Genomic DNA, 26551 nt, shown 5'->3' with positions numbered 1-26551 from the left:
TAAAGTATGAACCGCTTAGTTCATTAGGGTGAACTCGCGCTGCTCGCCCGTTTTGAACGTATACACCTGGCCCTGCACGCCTATCCGCACCTCCTTGGACCAGCTCCTGTCGAAAGAAACGCGCATGGTATGCTGGGTAAGGCGGATGGAGATCCAATGGCTGCGGTACCGGACGTGAAAGTTCAGGCAGCCAAGCTCCTCCGGCAGCACCGGGTCCAGCCAAAGCACCTCGTCCCGGATCTCCAGCCCCATGAAACCACGCTGCACCAGGTCCACGGTGCCGGCCATGGCCCCCAGGTGAATCCCCTCCGCCGTGGTGCCCCCCTGAATGTCCTCCACATCGCTTACCAGGGCTACCTGGAAACTGTGCCAGGCCTTCCTGCGGTCGGAGCGGGCCAGCACCCAGGCATGCACAATCTTACTTAAGGTGGAACCATGCGAGGTGCGTTGTTCGTAATAGGCGATATTTTCAAGTATGCATGCGGGACTAAAGTCATACTGCAGCCGTTCAAAAATATCTAAGAGCTCCTTTGAGGAAAACAGGTAAAAGAGCATGAGCACGTCCGCCTGCTTGCTGGCTTTATACTTGTTCACGTTGTCTCCCTCGCTCTCCAGGATGCGGTCCAGGCGCATGGCTTCTCCATACTTTTCACGGTACGCCTCCCAGGGAAACTCCGCCAGGCGCTCATAACCCTCAAACTGCGCGATGATGCCGCTATCGTCGATAAAGGGAATATACATTTTGGCGGCGATGTCGCGCCAGCGTGCCTGATCCTCTGCCGTTATACTTAGTTTCTGGCACAGCTCCTTTACCCGCGCATCGTCCAGGATGTCGAAGAGCTTCAACGCTACCTGTATCACCCACACCGCCATCACGTTAGTATAGGCATTGTTGTTGAGGCCCGGCTCATCGGAGTCAGGGTATTCCGTGTGGTACTCGTCGGGGCCTACCACGTTCCGGATCTCGTAGCGCCCGCGCTCCGGATTGAACGTGGCGATGGAGGACCAGAACTGCGCAATATCGAAGATCAGCTCGCCACCCACGAAGGTCATGAACCCCATGTCATCGGTGGCCTGATAATACTGCCATACATTGTATGCGACGGCTGCGCTGATGTGCCGCTGCAGGAAAGTATTGTCCGGCAGCCAACGGCCCGACTGGGGGTTTAGGTGGATTACCTGGCTTTCCTCCCGGCCGTTGCTGCCGCTCTGCCAGGGGAACATGGCGCCCCGGTAACCGGCTTGCGTGGCGGCATAGCGGGCTTCGGGCAGGCGGCGGAAGCGGTAGAGCAGCAACTCTCGGGTTAATTCGGGCAGGCGCAGGTTCAGGAAAGGGAAGATGAACAGCTCATCCCAAAAAATATGGCCCCTGTAGGCCTCTCCGTGCAGCCCGCGGGCGGGCACGCCCACATCAAACCCCACGGTATTGGCCGAGACGGTTTGCAAGAGGTGGAAGATATGCAGGCGAAGTATGCCCTGCGTTTTCTCGTTGCAGGAGGTTTCGAAGTCACAACGGTTCCAGAGCCGTTGCCAGGCCAATGCATGCCTTTCCAGCAAATGCCCGAAAGTGCCCTGCCGCTCAATGTTCTTGCACGCTTCCTGCAGGGGCTCCGTGATGGCCTGGTCGCGGGAGGTATGCACCTGCACTATCTTCTCCATCACCACGGGTTTGTTCTGCTCGAGCTGCAAAGTAAACTGCTGCGCCGCGTAGCCTTCTTCCAGTCGCACCTCAAGCTGCAGGTCAACTGGCTTGGAGTCCCTGTAAGCCCTCAACCGGGCCGCCTGCGCCATCACCAGCCGGGATTGCACGGTCTGTACTTCCAGAAATATTGTTTCCCCATTGTGACGTCCCTGTTGAACAGGCGCTAAATGCTGGCTCTGCAGGGCACTGTAGCGCTCCACGCCACTGTTCGTCACCCGTCCGTCCAGGGCGGCCGCCACCTCCACCGCACCAGACCAGTTTAGCGGGGTAAGCTCCCATTGCAGCGCCGTCACATGCTTGTTGGCCATACTTACAAAGCGTCTGCTTACCAGCAACGTTTCCCGATCCTGCTTGTCGCGGAAGTGCAGGCGGCGCTGCAGGAGGCCTTGCCGCATGTCCAGCTCCTGCCGGAAAGCAATCAACTCCACCTTCCGGATATCGAACCATTCTCCTCCGGGGTGCCGAAAGGTGAGCGGCAGCCAATTGGGCCAGTTCACCAGATCCTCATTCTCTATGTTCTTCCCGGCAATCTCGGAGGTTAAGCGGTTATAACCACCAGCCAGGTAAGTGCCCGGGTAATGGATTCCCCGCTCAGCAGATGCCTCCTCAAAGGCCCCGCGCGTGGCGAAGTAACCGTTCCCGAGGGTGCAGAGCGCCTCGCGCAGCAACTGCTGTTCGGGCTCCCAGCTGTCGTAGGTCATGTCCCACTCCTGCATAAGCTTATTCTTTTTTTAGTTGATGCGTGAGCGCTTCCAGAAAGACCTGTACTTCTTCGACGCTCTCCAGCCTGTACCCGGCGGCAGTTTGTTCGTCGTGTTCCCCTACCAGAATGCTCACGCCCTGGCCCTGCAGCGCGGCAAAGGCATCTTCGTCCGTCAGGTCATCGCCAATGTAGAGCGGGATGATGCCGGGCTTGTTCAGGTGGAGTTCCTCCAGCAGCCAATACACTGCTTTGCCCTTGTGCCAGTCTAGGTTGGGCTTGAGCTCGAGGACTTTCTTCCCCGGACCGGGCTTGAGTTCTTTATACTTTGAGAGGACATCGTTTGCCACCTCCAGCACCTGGCTCACCTGATCCTCCGCCACGTTACGGTAATGCACGGCAATGGCATAGCGCTTCCGCTCCACCAGCGCCCCTTCCACCTCTTTCAGGCGTTCGTTGAGTTCCGCCTGCGCCTTGTCTAAGGCAGGAATGGCGGCGGCAGCCCCGCCCGGCTCGGTGTGCATGTTATTTGGTCCGGAGATATCAAAACCATGGGAGCCCGCATAGTATAAGTTTTTCAGCTGCACCAGTTTTTCAACGTTCGCCCGGTCGCGGCCGCTCACCACCGCCACCGGACATACCTCCGCCAGTTGCTGCAGGGTGCTGCGCATGCCTTCCGAAAGTATGGCCTTGTCCGGGTCTTTCACGATGTGGGTGAGGCAGCCGTCGTAATCCAGAAATACAGCGGGTGTTTTGCCCTGCAGCAGCTCCTTTATATTGTGAAGGGCTGACGGGAGATTTTTGCCGTCCTGTTTCTGTACCTGGTTGGGATTAGGGTTCTTCATAGTAGGATTTGGTATTGTTTGCAGCACCACATCGGCGCCATGTTCACTTAACTCTTCTGCCTGGCCTGTCCGGTCCACGCCCACCACCAAGGCAAAGCCGCCTGCCTTGCCTGCCTCCACACCGGCCAGAGCATCCTCGAAAACAGCTGCCTCCGCCGGTTCTACTTCCAGCCGCCGGGCTGCCTCCAGGAAAATGGCCGGGTCCGGCTTGCCCTTCAGCCTCAGTTCCGCCGCCAGCACGCCGTCCACCCGTACCTCAAATAGCGCCTCTAAACCGGCCGCCGCAAGTATGGCCTGGCAGTTTTTGCTGGCCGAGATGACCGCTGTGCGATATCCCCGTTGCCGCATCACCTTAATAAAAGCTACCGTGTCAGAATATACTTCTACCCCACCTTGCTGCAGTAACTCGTGGAAGTATGAATTCTTCAGGTTGCCGAGCCCTGCCACGGTTTCTTTGCCGGGCGCATCGGTCGGGGTTCCTTCGGGCAGGCTTATACTTCGGGATAGAAGGAAATTACGCACCCCGTCGTAGCGCGGAATGCCATCGATGTAGCGGCGGTAGTCGGTGGCTATACTTAGCGGCTCGTATACTTTCCCCTCCCGCTGCCCGCGCTGCCGCAAGTAGTCATCGAACATGCGCTTCCAGGCGTGGGCGTGCACCCGTGCCGTCTGGGTAATCACCCCATCGAGGTCAAAGATGAGGGCCTTGATCTGTTTGCTTTCCAGTAAAAAGAACAGGTTATGCGGCGGCATGCGTTTACGTTTACAGGGTTACCCTTTCAGGAAAATCATACTATAGTTTAGCGCTTTAAGTTATGGCCATACTTTATATACGTGCCGCCAGGGCCGAAAAGCAAGAGCGCCTCTTCTTTTGAAAGAGGCGCTCTTGCGGTGATTGTTAGAAGTATGGTATACTTTATACGTCCAGTGACGGGGCAGCCTTCGCCTTCAGCTCAGCGGCAAAGCCTTTGATAACGGTATCGGCGCCCTTGGCTTCGAGCCTTTCCTGCACAAAGCTTCGATCTACGCCCACTACCAGCCCAAATCCTCCGGCTTTGGCGCCTTCTACACCTGCGGCGGTATCTTCAAAAACGGCTGTCTCTTCCGGGTTAACACCAAGCCTGCGGGCGGCCTCCAGGTAAATGTCCGGGGAGGGCTTGCTCTTCAGCTTCAGTTCGTTGGCCACTACCTTGTCTACGCGCACTTCAAAAAGCTTCTCCAGTCCGGCGCGGCGAAGTATGGTCAGGCAGCTGCGGCTCCCTGAAACAATGGCTGTTTTCATGCCATCCTGCTGCTGCTCTTTCACGTACTTTACGGCGTCATCAAACACCACCACCCCATTCTGCTTCAGCAACTCATGGAAGTAGTAGTCCTTGCGCTCCCCCAGGCCGATGAGGGTGTTATTACCTACGCTATCGCTGGGCGTGCCTTCGGGCAGTGTGATGCCGCGCGAGGCCATGAAGTTGCGCATCGCGTCAAAGCGGGGCACGTCGTGCACATAGGCCTGGTAATCCTCCTTCAGGTCGAATGGCTGGTAAGGCTTTCCGTCCTGCTCGCTGCGCTGGCGCAGGAACGAGTCGCAGAGTTTTTTCCATGCTTCGGCATGCAACCCGGCCGTGTTCGTAATCACGCCATCCATGTCCAGAATGAGGGCTTTGATGTTTCTCTCTCGTATAAGGTTACTCAGATCACTCATAAGTATAAATCGCTTGATAGGTTTTCACTTCTAGTTCTCAGGCAGTTAGGGATCTGCGGCGCCGTAAAGGCTAAGGCGATGATCCCGGACCCTAATATAGTCTACAGCGGGAACAGGCACAGCCGCATGCAAAAACTACGGACAATGTGCCGCTGCCAGTACTTTTTTTGGTCATCAAATATAGGAACCTGCCCTCATAGTTACAGCATCTACGGCTATTAAATTGCATTAGTTCACCGTCTTTTTCTTGTGGTTGCAACACTGTTCCAGCACCTGAGGAAGTCTACATACCATATTTTATACGTTGCCGGGCGCAGTGCAGCATATTTTTGGCGGATAATCCATTTATAGGGCTCAGCCGCCCAAATTATAAGGCTGGACAGCAGGAAAATGGTAACCAAATCCGGAAAAGGCAATGTTCACGCACCTGTTGCTAAACTATCCCGATCTCGAAGACAGAATACTCCAGCGCGCGCATGTTGAACATGTTGAATACCTGTGTCCTGGAGATAACAAGGAACGCAGCGGTGCGTGCTGTGCCCTCGCCCTGCGGCAGGAAAAAGGAGAAAACGGCCGGCGTTAGCCCCAACACCACAATGCTCATGCGCAGGATGCAAGGCACCACGATTCCTTCGGGCTGACGCTGCGGCAAGCAAGTTTCCTGTCACTCGCCATTATGCCGCTTGCTGTGGACGGTTGGATTCGTGGCCTGGACTACGGGATGCCCTGGGTGCGCTCCTGTGGCGGCACATCCGGCCCCTGCTCCGGCCGCGTGGCGGGCGTATCGCCGCCGGTTACGTAGCCTGTCGGCTCCGGAGGGGTGCGCTTTCCCCCGTCTTCGTGCAGTATTCCTTTTTTCTTTCCGGGCTTATGGGGCATATCTTCTTTTCTCTCTTCCATGTTCATAGCTTTTAAAGTATAAAGTGATGTCTACCTGTCGTGGCCACCGTACAGTAATCGCGCCATCGTCTGATTCCTGCATCACCTTACAGGACCCCCTTACCTACGCAGCGGGCAGCGATTTGATATTAGAGCGCACAGCCAGCACGTAGGCACATTGCATTTATTTTCTAACTTTGGAACGGCAGCCTTTGACTTGCCAGACTTTATACGTGAAAACCGAACTGGCCGAAACCTGGTATACCAAATCGAAGTAAGGGAGCCCGGGAGCCGAAATAACTCTGAAAAACATACGATGCTGAAAAACTACTCGCCTACCAAAACCGAAGCCTGGAAAAACCTGCAGGAGCATTTTAAAACGGTGCAGCCACAGCACCTGCGCGACCTTTTTGCACAGGACCCTGCTCGTTTCAACAAGTTCACCTTCCATCTGAACGAGACCATTTACGACCTCTCCAAAAACCGCATCAGCGAGGAAACGCTTCGGTTGCTCGTGCAGCTGGCCCGGGAAATGGACGTGCCGGGTGCCATCGAAAGTATGTTTACCGGCGAGAAAATAAACGCCACCGAAAACCGCGCTGTACTGCACACTGCCCTTCGTAATTTCTCCGACGAAAGCCTGGAAGTAGAGGGCGAGAACGCCCTGCAGGAAGTGCGCCAGGTGCAGGAGCAGATGCGTACGTTCTGTAACAAACTGCACAGCGGCGAGTGGACCGGCTACACCGGCAAGCGCATCCAAAGTATTGTGAACATCGGCATCGGTGGCTCCGACCTGGGTCCGAAGATGGTGGTGGAGGCGCTGAAGAAGTACCAGCAGCCGGACCTGGAAGTATACTTTATCTCCAACGTGGACGGCACCGACGCCACCGAAGTACTGCGCCGCCTGGACCCCGAAACCACATTGTTCATCATCGCCTCTAAGACTTTTACCACCAAAGAGACCATCACCAATGCGGAAACGGCACGCGGCTGGTTCCTGCACAAGGCTGTGGACCGTGAGCACATCAAGAAGCACTTCGTGGCTCTTTCTACCAATATTGAGGCGGTAACGAAATTCGGTATCGCCCAGGAAAACGCTTTCCGCTTCTGGGATTGGGTGGGCGGCCGCTTCTCACTCTGGTCGGCTATTGGTTTGTCTGTGGCCTGCGCGTTGGGCTATGATAAATTTGAAGAACTGCTGCGCGGCGCGGAGTCGATGGACAAGCACTTTCGCCAGGAGCCTTTAGAGAAAAATATTCCGGTGCTGATGGCGCTGCTGAGCATCTGGTACACCAACTTCTTCGGCTGCCAGACCCACGCCATACTTCCTTACGACCAGTACCTGCGCCTGCTGCCCGAGTACCTGCAGCAGCTAATGATGGAGAGCAACGGCAAAAACACCGACCGCAACGGCAAACGCGTGGACTACCAGACCCAGCCGGTGGTGTGGGGCGCGGCAGGCACCAATAGCCAGCACTCCTTCTTCCAGCTCATCCACCAGGGCACTATCCTCATTCCCTGCGATTTTATTGCCCCGGCAGAGAGCCAGAACCCAATTGGAAACCACCATCCACTGCTGCTGTCTAACTTCTTTGCCCAGACCGAGGCACTGATGAAGGGCAAGAACGCCGAGGAGGTACGCGAGGAACTGACGCAGAAAGGCATGAAGGGCGACGAATTGGAGCAGTTGCTGCCGCACAAGCTGTTCGAGGGCAACAAGCCCACCACTTCCATCATGATGAAGAAGCTGACGCCCTTTGAACTGGGCAGTCTGGTGGCCATGTATGAACACAAAACCTTCGTGCAGGGCGTGATCTGGAATATTTACAGCTTCGACCAGTGGGGCGTGGAGCTGGGCAAGCAACTGGCCGGCGCCATCGAGGGCGAACTGCTGCAGGGCAAATCCTCCCCTCACGACAGCTCTACCAGCGGGTTGATGCAGTACTACACCGAAAATAAATAGCTTATTTAGTTAAAAGTTGAGAGTTATGAGTTAAAAGTGGCTCATTCACCATTCGTATCACTAACAACTTAAACTCATAACTATTAACTTTTAACTCATCACTCTTAACTAAACTACATGAAGCGAGTGGCGATGGTGCTGTTTTGCGGTTTGCTGCTAAGCAGCTGCGCAAACGAGGATTTTTTCCAGCATGACGCCCTGGCTACGGAAGAAGAATTAAACGGGGAAGCCGCTGCCGGTCCGGACAGTGCCTGGGTTATACTTGGGCGCCACTACGACCGCAGCGGCTTTCACCGGTTTTTCTGGGGAGACCATCACCGCCAGCTTTGGACAACGCCGGTGAAACTACCCGTTTTCAGGTTAGACACCGCGAACGGCGGCATGCAGGTCGTGAAAAAAGGCGGCGGCTACCAGACCACCAGTTTCGAATTACAAGACAGGCAAGGCCGGCTCTATGCTTTCCGCTCTATCGATAAAGACCCCAAGGAGGTGGTAAGCAAATTCTGGCAAAGTACTTTTGTCACTGATATTCTGCGAGACCAGACCTCTGCCGCCAACCCCTTTGGGAGTCTGGTAGTGCCGCGACTGGCCCAAGCCGTGGGTGTGTATTATGCCAACCCACACTTATACTACGTGGCTGCAGATGATTCCCTGTTTGGTGAATACAGCCAGCAGGTGCAGGGAAAAGTGTTTATGTTGGAGGAAAAGTATGAAACGCCTGCCGATATCACCCCTGCCTTTGCTGCCAACGTGATTGACTTTGAGGACTCGGAAGATGCGCTGCGGAAGCGGTTTCTAAGTAACAGGTACCACTTCAACCAGCAGGCATTTGCCCGCGCACGCCTGCTCGACCTGGTTATTGGAGACTGGGACCGCCATAAAGGGCAGTGGGACTGGGCCGTGGCAACACAGGGCACCGACACCGTTTTTTACCCTATCCCCAAAGACCGCGACCAGGTATTTCTGGAAATGGGCGACGGCCTGATTCCTTCCATCGCCACAAGTAAGCTACTGGCGCGCAAGCTCCATACTTATGACGATGACTTCAGCGACGTGAAGGCCTATATGATAAACGCTGCCTTTATAGATCAGCGCCTGCTCAACGAGCTGCCCCTGAAGGACTGGCAACGTATCGCCACAGACATGCAGCAGCAACTGACTGATGCAGTGATTAACGAGGCTGTGCAGAAACTGCCCCCACCTGTTTATACTTTAGTGGGCTCCGAAATAAGCCAGAACCTGAAAAGCCGCCGCAACCTGCTTCCGGAGGCAGCCAAAAAGATGTATGAACTGCTGGCCAAAAAAGTTACCATTGCCGGCTCTGACGATGCAGAGGAATTCAGGGTAACAAGAATGGATAATGAGCAGGTAGAGGTCAGCGTATCCCGTCCTGCTGCTGGTGGTATTCCCGGAAAGCAGCTGTATAAACGAACCTTCCGGAGAGGCGAAACAGAGGAAATCATACTTCACGGCCTGGCCGGTGACGATGCGTTTATACTTACAGGAGATGTGCAGGAAAGTATACTTGTAAAGATTTACGGCGGGCTTGGCGAAGACGAAATAACAGATAGTTCCTCTGTAAAAGGTTGGAAAAAGTATACGCGTGTTTACGACACGGAGCGCGGCAACGAGCTAACCTTCGGCCCGGAAACAAAGGACTTGACCACCAACGATGTGCGGGTACACGCCTATGACCGGGAAGGAAACTGATACATTTATCAGTTAACATTTATCAATTATCAGTCCCTGCCAACGTTGTTAATTGATAATTGTTAAATGTCTAACGCCCTTTTGCCCGCTTCACCAGGTAAGAGTACAGCACCTTATCGAAGGGCTCGCTGATATCCACGGGTACAAAATCGATTTTATACTGGCCGCACTTGAGGCTGAGTTCCCTTTTATACTTTTCTACGGCGGCGCGGTAGTGCTCGCGCACCTGCGAGGGCTGCAGCTTCAGCTCCTGCCCTGTCTCCACATCCACAAACACGTAGGGGCGCTCGGCAAAATCAAACTCTTCCTCTGTTTTGCGGTCCATCACATGGAAAAGAAGCACCTCATGGTGCTGGTGCTTCAGGTGCTGTAGCGCGGCGAAAATAGCGTCCATGTCCTCCACGCGGCTCAGCATATCGCTGAAAATAACCACCAGCGAGCGTTTCGGGATCTGCTGCGCGATAAGGTGCACCACCTCGGCCACGTTGGTATCATTTGCTGTGGGCTTCTGCTCCAGTTGCTGCTGCAGGATTAAAAGCAAAGTATGGAGATGGGAGGCGGTGGAGCGCACCGGCGTCTGCTGCTCGATCTTATCCGAAAACGTTACCAGGCCCACGGCATCACGCTGCTTGCGCAAAAGGGTGGCGAGGGCGGCGGCGCAGAGGGCGGAGAAGGTAATTTTCCCGTTATCCTCCAGCGGGTAGTACATGGAGGGTGATACGTCCAGTAGGATATGGCAGCGCAGGTTGGTTTCCTCCTCGTAGCGCTTTATAAACAGCTTGTCGGTACGGGCGTATACTTTCCAGTCGATGTGGCGGGTGCTCTCGCCGTTGTTGTAGAGGCGGTGCTCGGAGAACTCCACCGAGAACCCGTGGTAGGGCGACTGGTGCAGCCCGGTGATGAAGCCCTCCACCAGTTGCTTTGCCAGAAACTCCATGTTCTCGAACTTCTGTACATCGGCAAGGGAAAGGGGCTTTTTCATGGTTACTGCTTTGGCTGGACCTCTGCCTCTGAAACGGCGAAAGGGGATTCTTGTTGTGCCTCCGGTGTAACCTCTTTTATACTTACGGCAACTGTTCCATCGCGTACCATATCCAACGCAGTGGCGGCGGCCCTGGAGAGGTCTATGACGCGGTGGCGGCTGGCGGCCATGCGGTCATTGATGCGCACTACTACGGTTTTGCCGTTCTTCAGGTTGGTCACCTCCACGCGTGTGTCAAACGGAAGCGTGGCGTGGGCGGCAGTCATCAGGGCCTTGTCGTAACGCTCGCCGTTGGCGGTGCGCTGGCCATGGAAACGGTCGGCATAGTAGGATGCTTTTCCGTCTGCCGCGTACTCGGCTAACCCCGAAGAGAACGAAAGAAGGAAGATCAATACTACTGAATAGAGATTCATAGTATTTTATAGTTGGTCCGGCTACAAATATAGGATTAAAATATTTTAGGCAAATTTTAAATTTGAATACTTTTATATATCAGAACTATATATTACTTTTAGGTTCTCAAGGTTGAATTTAACGTCTAATTAACGGTGGAAGAGAACAACGAAAAAGCAGAAATTTATTCCCAGAGAGTAAGGGCCGGGAAGCGAACGTATTTCTTTGATGTGAAGTCAACTCGATCTAACGACTTCTACGTGACCATCACGGAGAGCAAGCGCAAGTTCAAAGAAGACAGCTTCTCTTACGAGAAACACAAGATCTTCCTCTACAAAGAAGATTTTCTGAAATTCATGGACGCGCTGCAGGAAACGATAGACCACGTTAAATCCGAACTTTTGACCGAAGAGGCCCTGGCCGCACTGGAAAACCCGGTGAAAGAAGGCGAAGAGGCTCCTTTTGATGAAGAACTGAAGTGGGAATAACCCTCTCCCGCCACTTATAAAGTATACCTGAAGCCCGCTGCACTGCCGCGGGCTTTTTCTTTTCTCCCCTGCCGCGCCGCAGCCCTCATTTAGGCGCGCAAGACAAGCAAAGCTGGCTAAATTATTGTATATTTGCGGCCTGAAAATAAAGACTAAAAGTATAAATGGGACTACGATGCGGTATTGTGGGCCTGCCAAATGTTGGCAAGTCTACCCTGTTCAACGCTATTTCTAACGCCAAGGCAGAGTCTGCCAACTATCCTTTCTGTACCATCGAGCCAAACGTGGGCGTGATCACGGTGCCCGACGAGCGCCTGCAGGTACTGGAGGAACTGGTAAACCCGGAGCGCGTGCTGCCAACGGTAATCGAGTTTGTGGACATTGCCGGCCTGGTAAAAGGAGCCAGCAAAGGCGAAGGTCTGGGCAATAAATTCCTGGCCAACATCCGTGAGGTAGACGCCATCATACACGTGGTGCGCTGCTTTGAAGACGAGAACATCGTGCACGTGGACGGCAAGGTAAACCCGATTGCCGACAAGGATATCATCGACACGGAGCTGCAGTTGAAAGACCTGGAGTCGGTTGATAAGAAGATCCTGAAGGTGGTGCGCTCTGCCAAGTCTGGCGATGCCAAGGCAAAGAAAGAACTGGCGAGCCTCGAGAAGTATAAAAACCACCTGGAGGCCGGCCTGAACGCCCGCAGCCTGGATGTGAACGAGGACGACCTGGAGGCTGTGGAAGACCTGAAGCTGCTCACGGCCAAGCCTGTGATCTACGCTGCCAACGTGGATGAGAACTCCATGATTGAAGGCAACCAGTATTCCAAAGCACTGGCCGAGCACGTGAAGGATGAGAACGCGCAGGTGGTACTGATCTCCGCCTCCATCGAGGCCCAGATAGCCGAGCTGACGGACGAGGAGGAAAAGGAGATGTTTCTTTCTGAGTATGGCCTGAAGGAATCCGGGTTGAACAAGCTGATCCGCGCCTCTTATGATCTACTGAACCTGATCACCTACTTTACCGCCGGCGTGAAGGAAGTACGCGCCTGGACGATTGAGAAAGGCTGGAAAGCGCCGCAGGCGGCCGGCGTGATCCACTCTGACTTTGAGAAAGGCTTCATCCGCGCCGAGGTGATCAAACTGAAGGATTACCAGGAGTATAAGTCTGAGGCAAAAATCAAAGAGGCCGGTAAAATGGCCGTGGAAGGCAAAGAATACGTAGTGCAGGACGGCGACATCATGCACTTCCGCTTCAACGTGTAAGGCAAAGTATAAAGTATAAATACAGAAAAGGCAGGTGTTATACCTGCCTTTTTCTTTTGATTAAACCTCGGTTATACTTTCCGGAGGTAGACCGTCTTCAAACGCACACGCCTGTTCCCAATACGACCTTCTACCTCCATAACGCTGTCAGTCAGTCGGATGTTGTTAATTATACTACCGCTCCTAAGTATGGCCGACCTGCCTTTTACTTTCAGGTCTTGGACCAATTGCACAGAGTCGCCATCGTGGAGTGTATTACCGTTGCTGTCGTTAACTTCCATCTCCCTTTTAAGAGAACTGATGAGTATAAAGTATATCAGCCAGGGCTTTAAATCCTGTTTTACCTATTCGGCACTTGTATTTTTTGCTCATAGATAAGTTGCACCACTCCGGACCTGAATTTGTTTACTTCCTGTAATCCGAGGTTTGTCCGCTGCGTCAGGTTCTGAAACAGGGGCTTGCCTGCTCCCAGAATAGTGGGGTGAACGGAAATGCGGTAAACGTCAATTAGCCCAAGCTGGTTGAATGTTGTAATGAGCTTTGCTCCCCCATACAACCAGATATCCTTTTCGGCCTGTTGTTTGATTTCAGCAACCTTAGCAGCTATATCAGAGGTAATAAAAGTAGCGTTATAGTAGACAACACTGTCCTGCCGCCACTGGCTGGAGAAAACGACTTTCTTTTTAGAATGCACCCCTTCCCAAAGAGCTTGCTCTGTTTCGCTTGCATCTGCGCCGGGCTTATAGTTCCCCCACATATCATAGCTGACCCTGCCGTAGAAAATGGTGTCTATACTTGCCAGAAAGCCCTCAAAGTCCATATCATCGTCCATAATGCACCAGTCAACTTCTCCGTTTGGACCTTCTATAAAGCCGTCGAGGGTTATGGCTAAATCTAAAACTATCTTTCTCATGTAACTTAAGTGCTCAATTGATGTAGTAATGAATTCTTCTGTACCGGAATAGCCATTTCAACGGTGCTGGCACAGGATATGGACGAGGCAGGCCTGTGCCGTATTAGCGGTTTGTTGTACTGATCTACTGGCCGCTCTTACATTTTATTCTTTGTGCCCCTTCGGGTATAGTAACTTAAACGAATTAGAAACAGCTTGATGCATGATGGTGGCATGGTCTTCCTGAGGCAGATAGTCAAAGTACACGTTTATGCTTTTGCTCTTTGTCTCTTTTAGTTTCTCTGCCAGTAAATTTGCATCTACTTCCATTACCCTGGGAATAGCAGTTGGTGTAAGCCCTTCCTTACCGACACCAATATAAACATCGGTCTGTTGGGTAAAGCCGCCTTCCGGAATCTTGAACTTTTGATCAAGCAAAGAACCATTGTCCCACCACAGGCTCGGGCTGATGATCACGTACTTATTGAATAAAGTTGGTTTCTTAAATAAGATCTCTGTTATTAAAAGTCCGCCCAATGATTGCCCGATAATCGTTTTAGAACCGTTCGTTTTATACTTCTTCTCTATATATGGCTGCAGTTCAGTTTCTAAAAACGCGATAAATTTATCGGAATGACCTGTAGTGGGATATCTCTTTCGATCTTCTTCTATGCTAGTCGGGAATGTGAAGTCTCTTCTCCTGTCGACAGTAGCGATGCCCACAACAATAGACTTGGGAACCTGGTTTATCCATTCAAAACTGTTGAATTGCACGAGGCCAACTACATGAATAAAATCCTCGTCTGCCGAACCATCCAGCAAATAAATAACAGGATATCGTACCGTATCCTTCTGGCTGTATCCTTCTGGAAGGTAAATATTTAAAATTCTTTTTTCGGCGAGTTCCTTTGAGTGGATTTCATCAATCAGTCCAAGTATAAAAGGCTTGCTACCATCTTTCTTTTCCTGCCTGCTTACCTGACCAAAGGTTAGCGTCGTTGAAAAGATTAGAATTAGAAGTAAAAAGATTCTGATCATCTGTTAAATACTCGTGGATCGTTTATTACAATCAACACCAAATATGTTTGGCTATGGTGCGTTTATGCACTATAGGTCTTGTTGGCAGAGGTCATCTTTTATTTTATCTGAATCAAGGTAGAGTCAGTTGGTTCTTCTTTATAGTACACTACTGCTCGTCCGCCGTAAATTTCTAAATCCGCTATTTCGTTTGAAGTGCGCTCCGCCCTAAACTCGCCTATCTTCTTTTCAAATAGAGAAAGTTTAGTTTCATACAGGCTGTACGAGCAACAACCACCCAAAAATCCTGTGAACTGGCTTCTGAGTTGGTATTTATCATTCTGCACGACGTTGTTAGGTGGAGCCAAGAAAGCGAAGAACATAGAGCCTACTAAAGCACCTAAGATACCGTCAGCTAACCATGAGAAAAACACAACAAGTGGCGAAAGTATATACAAAGACGAATAGAAAGTTATAGCGCTTCTATTTTTGATTGTGATGAAGAACAATAGTACTCCTGATGCATACATAAGCACCCTGACAAGGAACATTATTGCATTATTAATGCCAAGGTCGAACACACTATAAAGTAACAGATTGAGAAGAATGATTGCTAATAAGCCAAGATGTACTTTCTTAATCATGCTGCTATTATTCATAATTGGTGCCAACTACTGGCTAAACGAAAACATACGCTTATCTGCACTAGAGCATCAACTACTTCCTGTTAAAGTATAACCGGTCATACCCGATCAGCAGGTCGGCGCGGGAGCCGGGCGGGCGGTAGTAGATCAGGATGTCGTAGTCGTTGCCGGTCTCGAAGTGGCTGCCCTCAAAGTAGCTGTCGTCCGGGGCGGCAGTACCGGATTTTAAAGTATAATAGTAGTTGTAGTAGCCCTGTTTGAGCAGCATGCGGCCGGTATACGCCTGCCGCTCGGCATCGAAGGTAAGCTTGGCTTCCTCTGTCTGGCGCCAGTTGGTCAGGTCGCCTTGCAGGTATACTTCGCCGGGCACCTTGTCTGATACCTGCAGCTCAAAGTCAACCCAGGTATAATCCCCGTTCACATCGCCGTTGCCGTACTGGCGGTTGCCGAAAATGCGCTTCCCGTTGATGTCCGGGTCCTGGCTGTAGGCTAGACCGCTGCGGCTTTTGTCGGTTTGCAGGAAAACGAGCGCCGGGTTCTGCTGCAGGTCAATTTCATCCACGCCAACGCCTTTATAGTCCAGGCTGCGCGTATCAAAGGCGCGGAACTCACTCAGGCCTTTAAATAGCTGGCTTGGCTCAAAGAAAACGTACTCCAGCCTCCGCTGCGCATCATGTATGTAGGTAGGGCGGGCAAGGCGTTTGGCATTATCCCAGCGGAAGTTCTGCCGCATCACGGCCTTCACCTCGGCAGCAGGATTCACCAGTTCATAATCCGCATAGAACACATTAAATTCCACCGGCTGGCGTGTCTCCCGGCCCTGCGGACCAAGCGAAGCCCCCAGTTTGGACGCCACCGTAACCAACTCCTGGTACACCATGAAACGCTGCGTAAGCAACAGCTTTCCCCCCTCTTCCTGCACCACCAGCAGGTAGTTGCCGCTCAGCTTCACGCGCGGCACCCTGAAGGTATAATGCACATAGTTCACGCGGGTGCTCACCGAGTTCTGCGCGTCGGTGATAAAGAACTCGTTAAAATCGTTGAGGAACTGCGAATCGCTGAGGGTGGAGGGTTTCCAGTTGGCGTCGCAATGGATGAGCTTGGCCTGCAGGCGGTTAGGCGCAGCGTTCAGGCGGTCAAACTCCAGTATGATAGGCTTGGTTTGATTTATCGGCACTACAGGCGGCTCCAGCACCTCCTCCTCAAAGCCGGTGGCCACATACGCCTGCACCGATTGTATACTTTCATCGTACACAAAATCCTCGTAGCGCAGCTGCGATTGCGTGGCGTTGCTGCTCTGCACCTGCTGCTCTATCGGCACGCAGGCCACGGTGCCCACTGCCAGCGCTCCGGCAAGCAGGTACGTATAAGTTGATCTTTTCAGCATTTTCGTCTGGTAAGGCCATACTCTGCAGCACAGCCGCGTGGTTATCAGAACGAATATAGCTAAAAAGTATAAACCTGGGCCAAAACAGGCAGCGGTATGGCAGATTTATACTTCACCAGCCTCTACGCTTCCATCAGGTGCGTTTCCACGGATAACCCGGCTACCAACGTTTTCTGTACGGGGCACTTGGTGGAGATTACCTTCAGGCGATCGCGTTGCTCCCCGGTAAGGTTGCCGGTGAGCCGGAGATGCTTCGTAACATGATTGAGTTTGGCCTCCTTCTCATCGCATTGGGTGCAGTCCACGGCGTGAACGCGCTCGTGCCGCAGCCGCACCTCGGCCCGCTCCAGCGGCCAGCCTTTCCGCTGCGCGTACATGTGCAGCGTAATAACGGTGCAGGACCCGAGGGCGGCCAGAATGTAATCATAGGGGTCCGCGCCCTCCTTTATACCTGCGGCCACGCCCGACTCATCGATGGTCATGGTATCTATACCGACGCTGATGTGGGCCACCAGGGGGGCGCTGCTGTCGGTGTACACGGTTACGAAGCCCTCTTTTTCCGTTACGCTCATAGGTTATACTTTAGAGATGATAGTATAGTATAAGGTAGGGCTGCAGAAAGGTTTAAGGAAGTATAAAGTATAACTCGCACACTAGCATTACGCCATCTCTTAAGTATAACCTGATCCTTCTAAGTAAGGTGTGCGCTGGCTGAAGAAATTTAAAAGCGCAGCACGAAAGTAGTACCCTGCCCCAGCTCAGACTGCACGGAGATCGTGCCTTTGTGCAGGCGCATCATCTGGCGCGAAAGGCTGAGGCCAATGCCCGAGCCGGTTTTCTTGGTGCTGTAAAACGGGATGAAGATCTTGGCCATGGCTTCTTCCGTCATCCCCGGCCCGTTATCCGAAACCGAGATCGTGATGCGGCTGCGTTCATCCAGGGAGGCGCGTACCTTTATCTGGCCATCCGGCTGCTCGTGCGCGGCCTCTGTGGCGTTTTTCACCAGGTTGATCAGCACCTGCTCCACCATACTTCTGTCGGCGGAGAGGAGCATGTTCTCGCGCGGGGCCTCGACCAGCAACCGCACCTGCTGCCGTAAGAGCTGCTCGCGCAGCAACAGCCTTATCTCCTGCAACAGCTCCCCCACATCAAAACGGGAGATCTGCGGCACTGAGATGGTGGTCAAATTACGGAACTCGTTCACAAAGCGGATGAGGCCTTCGGAGCGACGGCTGATGGTCTGCAGGCACTGGCCAATATCCTGGAGTTCCTCGCGCAGCAGGGTTATCTCCTCGGCCTCCGTATCGGTGTAGGCATGGATCTCTTCGCAGGCGCTGGCTGAGAGCGACGAGATGGGCGTCACCGAGTTCATGATCTCATGCGTCAGCACCCGGATCAACTTACCCCAGGCCTCCATCTCCTTCTCCTCCAGCTCGCGCTGGATGTTCTGCAGCGAGGCCAGCCGCACCCTGTCCCCCAGCAGCGACAGCTCCATAACGTGCACCGACAGGTGAGCCTGCTCCCCCTCCTGCCGCACCGGCACCAGTACTTTATCACCACTCTCCAGTTGCTGCAGCCCCAGCGCCAGCTTCGGACTTACCTGCTCCAGTTCCTGCACCCGCCGCAGCTGCCCCACCTGCAGTAGCTTTTTAGCCGCGTTGTTAAGCAAAAGTATACTTCCGTCGGGTTTATAGGTAATGATGCCTATGCCAATGTGCTGCACGATCATCTCGAAGTACTGCAGGTGTGCCTCCTTCTCCGCCCGCACTTCCCGGAACTTGGCCATTACATCATTTAGCCTTTGTGCCAGCTCCTGCTGCGTTTTCCCCTCAGGGCCCACATGAAACTGCTCAGTAAAGTCGTCATACTTAATAGAGTTGAGAAAGCGGAGGATAAGCCGGTTGGAACGCTCCATGTAGTGCATCAGCAGCCCTACCTGCAAAAGTATAAAAAGCCCCAGCCCCAGCAGCGTGCCGCTATACTCCTGCCTGAACTCGATCCGGGCAAAGACAAAGACAGACGCCGCCAGCAGCAGCACGCGCAGCAGGAGCTGCAGTTTGTAGTGCCTATAGCTCATACTTTTCCAGTCTTCGGTACAGCGCGCCACGGCTAAGGCCCAGTTCCTTGGCGGCCTTGGAGATGTTGCCCTCGTGCTTCTGCAGGGCCCGCTGCACCGCCTCCCGCTCCAGGTCGTCCAGGTCCAGGGTTTGGGCGGTAACGGCCGGCGCGGCAGGAGACTGTTCCTCGGACAGAAAGAAGAAATCCTCGGCCTGCAGCTCGCGGTTGTCGCTCATAATGGAGGCCCGCTCCAGCGCATGCTGCAGCTCGCGCACGTTACCCGGCCAGCTGTAGCGGCGCAAGCGGGCCAGCGCCGTCTCGCCCAACCGCTTAACGGGCTGTTTATACTTCTGGGCGTATTCCTGCAGGAAATGCGAGGCAAAAAGCGTCACGTCCTCCAGGCGCTCGCGCAGGGGCGGCAGGTGCAGCTCCACGGTGTTGATGCGGTAAAGCAGGTCCTGACGAAACTCCCCGCGCTGCACCATCTCCTTCAGCGGCATGTTAGTGGCGCAGATCAGCCGCACGTCTACAGGTATGGGTTTGTTCGTGCCCACCCGGATGATCTCGCGCCGTTGCAGCACCGTGAGCAGTTTGGCCTGCATGGCCGGCGACAGGTTGCCGATCTCATCCAGAAACAGGGTACCGCCGCTAGCCGCCTCGATCCTGCCTATTCTATCTTCCTTGGCATCGGTAAACGCCCCCTTTTTATGGCCGAACAACTCACTCTCGAACAGCGATTCGGTGACAGCGCCCATGTCCACCGTCACAAAGATCTTGTCGGCGCGGGAGGAACGCTCGTGCAGGGTGCGGGCAATGACTTCCTTGCCGGTTCCGTTCTCGCCCAGCAACAATATATCGGCATCCGTTTTCGCCACTTTATCAATGATGGAGAATAGCTGGCGCATGGCCTTACTCTCGCCCTGGATGATGTCTTTTCCGGTGCTGAGCTGTGAGCTGAGGGCGCGGTTGACTGCTTTCAGCTGGCTCACTTCCTTATAGGAGTGGCGCAGCCTGGCCGCAGACGACAAGGTGGCGATCAGCTTCTCGTTCTGCCAGGGTTTCAGCACAAAGTCGGTGGCTCCCTCCTTTAGCGCCCGCACCGCCATCTCCACATCACCGTAGGCGGTTATCATCACCACCACGGCCGAGGGGTCATACTTGAGGATCTCTTTGAGCCAATAAAACCCCTCTTGTCCGCTGGTAATGTCCTGGCTGAAGTTCATGTCCAGCAGGATCAGGTCGAACTCCTCGTTGGAGAGCAGGAACGGGATCTTCTTGGGGTTCTTCTCCATCACCACCTCCCGGGCGTGGCGCTTCAGGAGCATTTTGGCGGAGAACAGCACGTCCTCGTTATCATCTATCACCAGGATGCGGCCCAGGTTTTGTTCTTCCATAGTATAATTCTGAATGCGTGAGTGGGTGAATGTCTGAAAGCTATACTTACCCAAGTATAAAAATACTGTGCCAGCCTTACATTCATCTAATTTAATGGAAATAAGGTGAAAAGTATACTGCTGGCTGTCCGCTGTTGGACAGAAAGTGTCCGGCACCGGACATAGTTGATAAGCTATACTTGCCTGTACTTCCACCCAGGCGGTTTTTTAGCTTTGGCACAGCGCTTGGCTATAGCAACAGGGGCCTGCCATACTTTGGGCCGGGTCAATAGCATACCTGGCTACCTTTATACTTGTAAAACTATGTTTAAACTGTACTTCCTTACCGCCTTCCGCGCGCTGCTCCGCAACAAGAGCTACAGCCTGCTCAACATCGCGGGCCTCACGCTGGGCATTACCTGCAGCATCCTGCTTTTCCTGGTGATAAAGTATGAGTTGAGCTACAACACCTTTCACAGCAAGGCCGACCGCATTTACCGGCTAACCACCTATTACAAAACCGCCGAGGGCGAGCAGCAGCACACCGGCATCCGATTCCCGATACCCAAACTGCTCCGCAGCAACGACAACCTGGGTATGGAGAAAACGACGATCGTTTACAGCGAGGAGACAGCTCAGATCAATGTTTTAGGCCAGGACAAGGGGGTGCAACGGCGCTTCCGGGAGGAGAAGCCCATTGCCTTTGTGGAGCCGGAGTACTTTGATGTGTTCGATTTTGAGACAGGCCCGATTGACCCGCGCCCGGCGCTGGCAGAACCGAACAACGTGGTGCTGACGCAGCGCGTAGCCGACAAGTATTTTCCCGAAGGCAACGCCGTGGGCAAGTTGATCAGATTTAACAACATCGTGACGCTGAAGGTAAGCGCCGTGATGCCGGACCCGCCCTCCAACTCAGACTTCCCGTTCTCCATGCTGATCTCCTACCCCACCTTCCAAAACTATACGAAGTTTGAGACGGACAACTATAACATGCTGACCAGCAACTTTCAGCTTTATGCTGTGCTGCCGGAGGGGATATCGGCAGAGGCCAAGCAGGCAGAAATAGCAGCTTTTGTGCAGCGCCACCGGGAGAAGAAGGGAAGAGAGGAAGAAAGCTTTGTGCTGCAACCCCTCAACGACCTGCACTTTAATTCCTTGCTGGGCAACTTCGGGCAACGCACCATCGCCAAAGAGGTCATCTGGTCGATGGCGCTGGTGGGCATTTTCATGGTGCTGGTGGCCTGCATCAACTTCGTGAACCTGGCTACCGCGCAGGCCGTGAAGCGCGCCAAGGAGGTGGGCGTACGCAAGGTGCTGGGCAGCAGCAAGAGCCAGCTGGTGCTGCAGTTCATCGGCGAGACGTTCCTGATTACGCTGTTGGCTACCTTCTGCTCGGTTATACTTACGGAGCTGGCCCTGCCTTACCTCAACAGCCTGCTGGAACTGGAAATAAGCTTCAGCCTGTTTGAAGACCCGGTGATCCTGTTTTTCCTGGCGGCGGAGGTGGTGCTGGTCACGCTGTTTGCCGGTATTTACCCGGCCATGATCTTGGCGAACTTCCAGCCGATTGCCGCCCTGAAAAGCCGCATTAACACGCAGCAAGTGGCCGGCTTGCCCATCCGGCAGGCCCTGGTGGTGCTGCAGTTCACCATTTGCCAGGTGCTCATTATCTGCACCATCCTGGTAAACGAGCAGATGAACTTCTTTAGGACCAAATCGCTGGGGTTTAACAAAGACGCCGTGGTCACCATTCTACTGCCAAACCAGGCCGGGGAGAAAATACAGCCCCTGCGCGATGAACTGCTCAACAATTCTGCGGTGCGCCAAGTGAGTTTCGCAGGCGCGCCACCCTCCTCCAACTTTACCTGGGGATCCAACTTCTCCTATAACAACTCCAGCGAGGACGCCCCGTTTGAGGCGAACCTTAAGTTTGCTGATGCGGATTACCTCAGCCTGTTTGACATGAAGCTGGCGGCCGGCCGGGGCTATGCTAACACTGATTCCGCGTCCGTGATGATAAACGAGACGATGCGCCGCAAGCTCGGCATCGAAAGCCCCGCTGAGGCTATCGGCAAGACCATCCGGATTGGGCGGGAGTATAAGGCATCCATAGTCGGCGTGGTGGAAGACTTTCACCAAACCTCCCTGCACCGCCCCATCGACCCGATCATACTTTTTACCTCCAAAGCGGACTACCTGTACCTGAATGCCCGGATTGACATGAGCCGGAAGCAGGAGGCGCTTGCTCACCTGGAGAAAGTATGGAACATGGCCTACCCGGATGATGTATTCAGCTATGAGTTTCTGGATGAGACCATCGCCAACTTTTACCAGGAGGAGGCGCGCCAGAGCAAGCTGTTCAAGATCTTTTCCTTCATTGCCATACTTATTGGGTGCATTGGGCTCTATGGGTTGGTGGCCTTTATGGCGGCGCAGCGCACCAAAGAGGTAGGCATCCGCAAGGTGATGGGTGCCTCCGTGTTTAGCATTGCCTCGCTGTTTTCGAAGGAGTTCGTGAAACTGGTACTTATCGCCTTTATACTTGCTGCGCCGATTGCCTATTACATCATCAGCCTATGGCTAGAGGACTTTACCTACCGCATCAGCATTGGCTACTGGCCCTTCGTGCTGGCCGGGATTGCCACGCTCCTGATCGCGCTGCTGACCATGGGCACTAAGGCTGTGCAGGCGGCACTGGCCAACCCGGTGGTTTCTCTTAAAAGCGAGTAAAAATTTAGCACTTTACTACAATAGCAAGAGCCGCCCTATTTGAGCGGCTCTTGCTTCATACTTTGGTTTTGAAGTATAAAATCAGTAGTTCACTTCGGTGGCCGGCACGTCCACAAGTATAAAGGTGGCCTCGGCATTGCCGTGCAGGCTCACAATATCCTGGCTCTCCAGGCGCACTTGGTCGTTTCGGTCGGCTTCCACGTTGTTGATCAGCATGGAGCCGCTCAGCACATACACCAGCGTTTTCCGGATCTTGAACGTCTTGAAGTCTATCCCCTCGCCCTGGCTCACGTGGCCGTAGTATACCGTGGAGTTTGAGTTGATGAACGGCACATTCTCGAGCACCTTCTGGCCTGTTACCACCGGTATCAGTTTGTCCTTGGCGTCCAGGAAATCCACGTTCATGTTCTCGTAGGATGGGGCCAGGCCGCGTTTGTTTGGCAGAAACCAGAGCTGCAGGAGCTCCGTGTCATTGTCGGTATCGTTGGTCTCGGAATGGGTAAAGCCGGTGCCGGACGTCATGCGCTGCACGTCGCCGGCTTTCAGCACCACCTCATTGTTCAGGCTGTCCTTATGCGTCAGTTCCCCGTCCATAACCACGGTCACTACTTCCATTTCGGCGTGCGGATGCTGCGGAAAGCCGTTGCGGCCTTTAATCCACTCATGGTTTAACGCGCGCAGAGGCCCGAACTGTATATTGGATGGGTCGTAGTAATCAGCAAAAGAAAAGAGGTAGCGAGACTCCAGCCAGTCCCCTACTCTGGCATTGTGTTGCTCTGAGGCAGGTATCAGTTTTATCATAGTTCCGGTTTGCTAAAGTGCGTACGTATACGAGGCGCCAAGGCAGCACCCTATCTGCTAAGGCTTTACGGATATAGCTAATTTGTTGTTAGCAATTGCCTTAAATCAACGGCTAGGGGCACAAAAAAGCCTGAAGCCGTGCAGGCACGGCTTCAGGCTTAAAGTATAAACTCTACTAAAGGGAATTACTCTGCCTTCTTGAGTTTCTGTACGTCTTTTTGCAGATCGAGCACAATGCTGGTGAGTTTATCCAGCGAAAGGTCTGCGATCGGGAAGGTGGAGCTGATGTAGGATCTTGCTTCCCAGATCTCCACCACGTCTTCTACGTGCACCTCGTAGGGTGAGTAAACGGGATTATCGGAATGCAGGCGCAAGGTAGCGGCCTCCTGAATCTTATTGAAGAGACGCTTGAATACCACCCCTTCTTTCTGGCTTACGATGATACATGGCGTACCGTCTTTTATCTGACTCCAGTCTTCTATAAACCGGCCCACGATAACGGTGCCGGAGGCGATCGGCAGCATAGAGTCGCCGCTGATCTCAAAGGCACGGTACGTGCCGCCTGTGCCCAGCATAGGCAACCGGAAACGTGGCAGCTCCTCTATGAACTCAGCATCGGCATAGCCGTTCAGGTAGCCGGCGCTGGCCTTATACGGAACCAACTCAATATTCTCCTTCTCCTCCTGGTCCACAGTGATAGCCAGCACACGCAGGTTGCCACCGTTAACACGGCCTGCCCCATTTGCTGACCCGGCCGGTGCCTCATGCACCAGATCGCGGGTAATAAGGTCATCGAGGGATACATCAAAGAACCTGGCCACGTTAATCAGCGTACTCAGTTTCGGCTCTGCCCTTCCCTCCTCGTAAGCGCCCACCAAAGAGCGCTTGATCTCCAGCTTCTCGGCCAACTGCGCCTGTGTCAGGCTGGCATGTTTGCGCAAGTGTCTTAAATTAGATGTAACCAACTGCATAATAGCTCCTTTAAATTACCGGACGGCGGCCATACTTTAGCTGCACGCGTGTAAAAGTAAGTATACTTTAGCAAAAATACTAATTATTTTAGCAGAATTACTAAAGTATAGTTAGATTAAAATTAATCTGAAATAGTGATAAACTGTCACAATTCTAACAAAATTCATACTTATTGTAAAAGTATTATTTTTTATAGATTCATCACCTTGCTAATATTTTGATTTTATTTATTTATGCCTGACTTTTACAGCATAAATTGAATTTATACTTAAGGTGGGATATTGAATTTGTAACACTACTACTTCTCCTGATCATTTAAAATAATACAGAATAGTCCTATCACAAAGGATCCTTTCTATAACCAAAGCGGCAATTATCTGCAGCCAGGCCTCCTTTTGCCTATAATTGCACATTACACAGCGCGATGGTTAAAACTTCTTTTAGAACAATGGGTAATAGTGAACTTTTCTAATACAGCACAGGTTACGACATCAAAATATAAAGGTTTTATTATTAACTAAATTATTACCCCATTACTTTTCAACTTTTAGCTATGATCAGAAGTTTAACCCTGCGGCGCTCCGTTGCGTTGGCAGCATTTGCCACTGCTGTCTCCCTGACAGGATGCCAGCAAGAGGAATTCATCCAAGACCAGTTCAATGAGCCACAGGCTGCCTTCTCATCGCAGAACGGGCAGGCCATCGAGGGCCAGTACATCGTTGTTTTCAAAAATGGCGGCACGAGCCTTGGCTCCGGCGAAAGCCAGGGCCTGAAAGCCACGAAAGTAGACGCTGCCAAGCAGCGTGAGCGTGTGCTGAACACTTCCAGGGTAGACGCGAAGGATGTCTCGCAGGTATATGAAGGAGTTGTGAACGGTTTCGCGGCGCGTCTCAGCGCGGAGCAGCTGGATGCAATTCGCAAAAACCCTGACGTAGCTTATGTGGAGCAGGACCGCATTATTGCGCTTGCACCAAAGTGGAAGACCGTAACGGATACCGCCACAAAAGGCAAGGGAAACAACAAAACGGACGACGGATCTACCAAAACCAGCAACGGCAAGGGCAATGGTAAGAACAAAACCGAACCGGCCCCTACCGACCCTGCCCCAACCGACCCTACTCCAGTAGAGCCGGCACCTACAGAGCCAGTTCCTACTGACCCGGAACCAACGGAGCCTGCACCTGCAGAACCAACTCCGACAGAGCCTGCGCCATCTGAACCGGCTCCTACAGCGCCTGTGCCGACAGAGCCAGCTCCCGCTTATAACTCAATCACACCGCTTGCAGGCGAGACAGTGGCCTGGAACATTGAGCGCGTAGGCTACGGCGACGGTACTGGAAAAACAGTATGGATCATCGACTCCGGCATAGACACGGACCATGCCGACCTGAACGTGGACACCGCAAGAAGCTTCTCCTTTATCTACGGCAACCCGTCAATTGAGGATGGTTATGGCCATGGCACTTCGGTAGCCGGTGTTATCGGCGCCAAAAACAACGGATCGGGAATGCTAGGCGTAGCCTCCAACGCGACGATCATTGCCCTGCGCGTGTTCGACGATGCTGGTGCCGGCACGGTATCCAGAGCAATATCTGCAGTAAACCACGTGAACAGAAACGGCAAACCGGGTGATGTGGTAAACATGAGCCTGGGTAGCGGCATCTCCTCCACGTTGGATAACGCCGTGATGACGGCAGCCGCCAACGGTATCCTCTTTGCCATCGCGGCCGGCAACAGCGCGGTAGACTGCTCCGGCACATCGCCAGCCCGCGTGAACGCACCAGGCGTATACACCATATCCGCCATCGACAGCTACAACAAACTGTGGTCTTCCTCTAACTTCGGTGCGGGCGTGGACTTCGCGGCCCCGGGCGTGAACGTGACGGCCACAAATAAGTCCGGAAGCTTCTCTAGCGGCCACTACGGTACTTCCATGGCTGCTCCGCACGTAGCGGGTATACTTGCCCTGCGTGGCGAGGTACTAAGCCAAGGGATTATCACCGGCGACAAAGACAGCACGCCGGATCCGGTTGCCTCTGTAAAGTAAGCATCCAGTA

23 protein-coding genes are annotated in these 26551 nt (G+C 53.2%); 6 read left to right on the top strand and 17 right to left on the bottom strand.

Features of this window, described 5'->3' with window-relative positions; all coding sequences use genetic code 11:
- Positions 1-15: 15 nt before the first annotated feature.
- The 5 genes from A3841_RS20465 to A3841_RS02670 all read right to left on the bottom strand — a co-directional run bounded on the left by A3841_RS20465 (position 16) and on the right by A3841_RS02670 (position 5843).
- Positions 16-2418, bottom strand: coding sequence for a glycoside hydrolase family 65 protein (locus A3841_RS20465; protein WP_073850784.1), 2403 nt, complete (start codon positions 2416-2418; stop codon positions 16-18).
- 4 nt (positions 2419-2422) lie between these two features.
- Complete coding sequence (gene otsB / locus A3841_RS20575; protein ID WP_073850783.1) at positions 2423-4000, bottom strand: trehalose-phosphatase; 1578 nt, start codon at positions 3998-4000, stop codon at positions 2423-2425.
- Positions 4001-4163: 163 nt separating this feature from the next.
- Positions 4164-4943, bottom strand: coding sequence for an HAD family hydrolase (locus A3841_RS02680; RefSeq protein WP_073850782.1), 780 nt, complete (start codon positions 4941-4943; stop codon positions 4164-4166).
- Positions 4944-5376: 433 nt separating this feature from the next.
- The gene (locus tag A3841_RS02675; RefSeq protein WP_073850781.1) at positions 5377-5595 is read right to left on the bottom strand and encodes a cation transporting ATPase C-terminal domain-containing protein; all 219 of its coding nucleotides are present in this window, start codon (positions 5593-5595) and stop codon (positions 5377-5379) included.
- A gap of 62 nt (positions 5596-5657) precedes the next feature.
- Complete coding sequence (locus A3841_RS02670; RefSeq protein ID WP_073851180.1) at positions 5658-5843, bottom strand: hypothetical protein; 186 nt, start codon at positions 5841-5843, stop codon at positions 5658-5660.
- Between the two features lie 295 nt (positions 5844-6138).
- On the opposite strand from A3841_RS02670, the gene pgi reads away from it, so the two are divergent.
- Together pgi and A3841_RS02660 are read left to right on the top strand one after the other, a co-directional pair.
- Positions 6139-7785 (top strand): glucose-6-phosphate isomerase, encoded by a 1647-nt coding sequence (pgi, locus tag A3841_RS02665; RefSeq protein ID WP_073850780.1) that lies wholly within the window; start codon positions 6139-6141, stop codon positions 7783-7785.
- 117 nt (positions 7786-7902) lie between these two features.
- The gene (locus A3841_RS02660; RefSeq protein WP_073850779.1) at positions 7903-9495 is read left to right on the top strand and encodes a hypothetical protein; all 1593 of its coding nucleotides are present in this window, start codon (positions 7903-7905) and stop codon (positions 9493-9495) included.
- A 70-nt stretch (positions 9496-9565) separates the two neighbouring features.
- Here A3841_RS02660 and A3841_RS02655 read toward each other — a convergent pair whose 3' ends face one another.
- The gene (locus tag A3841_RS02655; protein ID WP_073850778.1) at positions 9566-10477 is read right to left on the bottom strand and encodes a DUF58 domain-containing protein; all 912 of its coding nucleotides are present in this window, start codon (positions 10475-10477) and stop codon (positions 9566-9568) included.
- 2 nt (positions 10478-10479) lie between these two features.
- Positions 10480-10890 carry a septal ring lytic transglycosylase RlpA family protein gene (locus tag A3841_RS20680; protein WP_073850777.1) on the bottom strand — a complete coding sequence of 137 codons (411 nt, stop codon included), beginning with the start codon at positions 10888-10890 and terminating at the stop codon, positions 10480-10482.
- Positions 10891-11025: 135 nt separating this feature from the next.
- Here A3841_RS20680 and A3841_RS02645 point away from each other — a divergent pair, with 135 nt between their 5' ends.
- Together A3841_RS02645 and ychF are read left to right on the top strand one after the other, a co-directional pair.
- Positions 11026-11358, top strand: a complete 333-nt coding sequence (locus A3841_RS02645) for a DUF3276 family protein (protein ID WP_073850776.1) — start codon at positions 11026-11028, stop codon at positions 11356-11358.
- Positions 11359-11522: 164 nt separating this feature from the next.
- Complete coding sequence (gene ychF, locus A3841_RS02640; protein WP_073850775.1) at positions 11523-12620, top strand: redox-regulated ATPase YchF; 1098 nt, start codon at positions 11523-11525, stop codon at positions 12618-12620.
- Positions 12621-12691: 71 nt separating this feature from the next.
- On the opposite strand, the gene A3841_RS02635 is transcribed toward ychF, so the two are convergent.
- The 8 genes from A3841_RS02635 to A3841_RS02600 all read right to left on the bottom strand — a co-directional run bounded on the left by A3841_RS02635 (position 12692) and on the right by A3841_RS02600 (position 20012).
- Entirely contained in the window at positions 12692-12901 is a 210-nt protein-coding gene (locus A3841_RS02635; protein WP_073850774.1) for a PhnA domain-containing protein, read from the bottom strand.
- A 59-nt stretch (positions 12902-12960) separates the two neighbouring features.
- Positions 12961-13533, bottom strand: a complete 573-nt coding sequence (locus A3841_RS02630; protein ID WP_073850773.1) for a dihydrofolate reductase family protein — start codon at positions 13531-13533, stop codon at positions 12961-12963.
- A gap of 144 nt (positions 13534-13677) precedes the next feature.
- Positions 13678-14550: an alpha/beta hydrolase gene (locus A3841_RS02625; RefSeq protein WP_073850772.1), complete on the bottom strand. Its 873-nt coding sequence runs from the start codon at positions 14548-14550 to the stop codon at positions 13678-13680.
- Positions 14551-14648: 98 nt separating this feature from the next.
- On the bottom strand, positions 14649-15173 hold the full coding sequence (locus A3841_RS02620; protein ID WP_073850771.1) for a hypothetical protein: 525 nt from the start codon (positions 15171-15173) through the stop codon (positions 14649-14651).
- Positions 15174-15246: 73 nt separating this feature from the next.
- Positions 15247-16560, bottom strand: a complete 1314-nt coding sequence (locus A3841_RS02615) for a type IX secretion system plug protein (RefSeq protein ID WP_073850770.1) — start codon at positions 16558-16560, stop codon at positions 15247-15249.
- A gap of 122 nt (positions 16561-16682) precedes the next feature.
- Positions 16683-17132, bottom strand: a complete 450-nt coding sequence (locus A3841_RS02610) for an OsmC family protein (protein WP_073850769.1) — start codon at positions 17130-17132, stop codon at positions 16683-16685.
- Between the two features lie 149 nt (positions 17133-17281).
- Positions 17282-18637, bottom strand: coding sequence for a sensor histidine kinase (locus A3841_RS02605; RefSeq protein WP_073850768.1), 1356 nt, complete (start codon positions 18635-18637; stop codon positions 17282-17284).
- Positions 18627-20012, bottom strand: coding sequence for a sigma-54-dependent transcriptional regulator (locus A3841_RS02600; RefSeq protein ID WP_073850767.1), 1386 nt, complete (start codon positions 20010-20012; stop codon positions 18627-18629). Before A3841_RS02600 ends, A3841_RS02605 begins: the two co-directional genes overlap by 11 nt.
- Before the next feature lie 303 nt (positions 20013-20315).
- On the opposite strand from A3841_RS02600, the gene A3841_RS02595 reads away from it, so the two are divergent.
- The gene (locus A3841_RS02595) at positions 20316-22721 is read left to right on the top strand and encodes an ABC transporter permease (protein ID WP_073850766.1); all 2406 of its coding nucleotides are present in this window, start codon (positions 20316-20318) and stop codon (positions 22719-22721) included.
- Positions 22722-22802: 81 nt separating this feature from the next.
- Here A3841_RS02595 and A3841_RS02590 read toward each other — a convergent pair whose 3' ends face one another.
- Positions 22803-23522 carry a pirin family protein gene (locus tag A3841_RS02590; protein ID WP_073850765.1) on the bottom strand — a complete coding sequence of 240 codons (720 nt, stop codon included), beginning with the start codon at positions 23520-23522 and terminating at the stop codon, positions 22803-22805.
- 185 nt (positions 23523-23707) lie between these two features.
- Positions 23708-24493, bottom strand: a complete 786-nt coding sequence (locus A3841_RS02585; RefSeq protein ID WP_073850764.1) for an XRE family transcriptional regulator — start codon at positions 24491-24493, stop codon at positions 23708-23710.
- Between the two features lie 554 nt (positions 24494-25047).
- Between A3841_RS02585 and A3841_RS02580 the strand changes: the two genes are divergently transcribed.
- Positions 25048-26541: a S8 family serine peptidase gene (locus A3841_RS02580; RefSeq protein ID WP_083610164.1), complete on the top strand. Its 1494-nt coding sequence runs from the start codon at positions 25048-25050 to the stop codon at positions 26539-26541.
- Positions 26542-26551 lie beyond the last annotated feature (10 nt).

It is taken from the genome of Pontibacter flavimaris (assembly GCF_001907195.1).
Taxonomy (GTDB): Bacteria; Bacteroidota; Bacteroidia; order Cytophagales; family Hymenobacteraceae; genus Pontibacter; species Pontibacter flavimaris.
The sequence above is the reverse complement of the archived record's forward strand: the minus strand, read 5'-3'. Positions and strand labels throughout refer to the sequence as shown.

Coding starts and splice junctions, on each gene's coding strand:
- A3841_RS20465 (WP_073850784.1), bottom strand. CDS start 2,418: ATGCAGGAGTGGGACATGACCTACGACAGCTGGGAGCCCGAACAGCAG.
- otsB (WP_073850783.1), bottom strand. CDS start 4,000: ATGCCGCCGCATAACCTGTTCTTTTTACTGGAAAGCAAACAGATCAAG.
- A3841_RS02680 (WP_073850782.1), bottom strand. CDS start 4,943: ATGAGTGATCTGAGTAACCTTATACGAGAGAGAAACATCAAAGCCCTC.
- A3841_RS02670 (WP_073851180.1), bottom strand. CDS start 5,843: ATGGAAGAGAGAAAAGAAGATATGCCCCATAAGCCCGGAAAGAAAAAA.
- pgi (WP_073850780.1), top strand. CDS start 6,139: ATGCTGAAAAACTACTCGCCTACCAAAACCGAAGCCTGGAAAAACCTG.
- A3841_RS02660 (WP_073850779.1), top strand. CDS start 7,903: ATGAAGCGAGTGGCGATGGTGCTGTTTTGCGGTTTGCTGCTAAGCAGC.
- A3841_RS02655 (WP_073850778.1), bottom strand. CDS start 10,477: ATGAAAAAGCCCCTTTCCCTTGCCGATGTACAGAAGTTCGAGAACATG.
- A3841_RS20680 (WP_073850777.1), bottom strand. CDS start 10,890: ATGAATCTCTATTCAGTAGTATTGATCTTCCTTCTTTCGTTCTCTTCG.
- ychF (WP_073850775.1), top strand. CDS start 11,523: ATGGGACTACGATGCGGTATTGTGGGCCTGCCAAATGTTGGCAAGTCT.
- A3841_RS02635 (WP_073850774.1), bottom strand. CDS start 12,901: ATGGAAGTTAACGACAGCAACGGTAATACACTCCACGATGGCGACTCT.
- A3841_RS02630 (WP_073850773.1), bottom strand. CDS start 13,533: ATGAGAAAGATAGTTTTAGATTTAGCCATAACCCTCGACGGCTTTATA.
- A3841_RS02625 (WP_073850772.1), bottom strand. CDS start 14,550: ATGATCAGAATCTTTTTACTTCTAATTCTAATCTTTTCAACGACGCTA.
- A3841_RS02620 (WP_073850771.1), bottom strand. CDS start 15,173: ATGATTAAGAAAGTACATCTTGGCTTATTAGCAATCATTCTTCTCAAT.
- A3841_RS02615 (WP_073850770.1), bottom strand. CDS start 16,560: ATGCTGAAAAGATCAACTTATACGTACCTGCTTGCCGGAGCGCTGGCA.
- A3841_RS02610 (WP_073850769.1), bottom strand. CDS start 17,132: ATGAGCGTAACGGAAAAAGAGGGCTTCGTAACCGTGTACACCGACAGC.
- A3841_RS02605 (WP_073850768.1), bottom strand. CDS start 18,637: ATGAGCTATAGGCACTACAAACTGCAGCTCCTGCTGCGCGTGCTGCTG.
- A3841_RS02600 (WP_073850767.1), bottom strand. CDS start 20,012: ATGGAAGAACAAAACCTGGGCCGCATCCTGGTGATAGATGATAACGAG.
- A3841_RS02595 (WP_073850766.1), top strand. CDS start 20,316: ATGTTTAAACTGTACTTCCTTACCGCCTTCCGCGCGCTGCTCCGCAAC.
- A3841_RS02590 (WP_073850765.1), bottom strand. CDS start 23,522: ATGATAAAACTGATACCTGCCTCAGAGCAACACAATGCCAGAGTAGGG.
- A3841_RS02585 (WP_073850764.1), bottom strand. CDS start 24,493: ATGCAGTTGGTTACATCTAATTTAAGACACTTGCGCAAACATGCCAGC.
- A3841_RS02580 (WP_083610164.1), top strand. CDS start 25,048: ATGATCAGAAGTTTAACCCTGCGGCGCTCCGTTGCGTTGGCAGCATTT.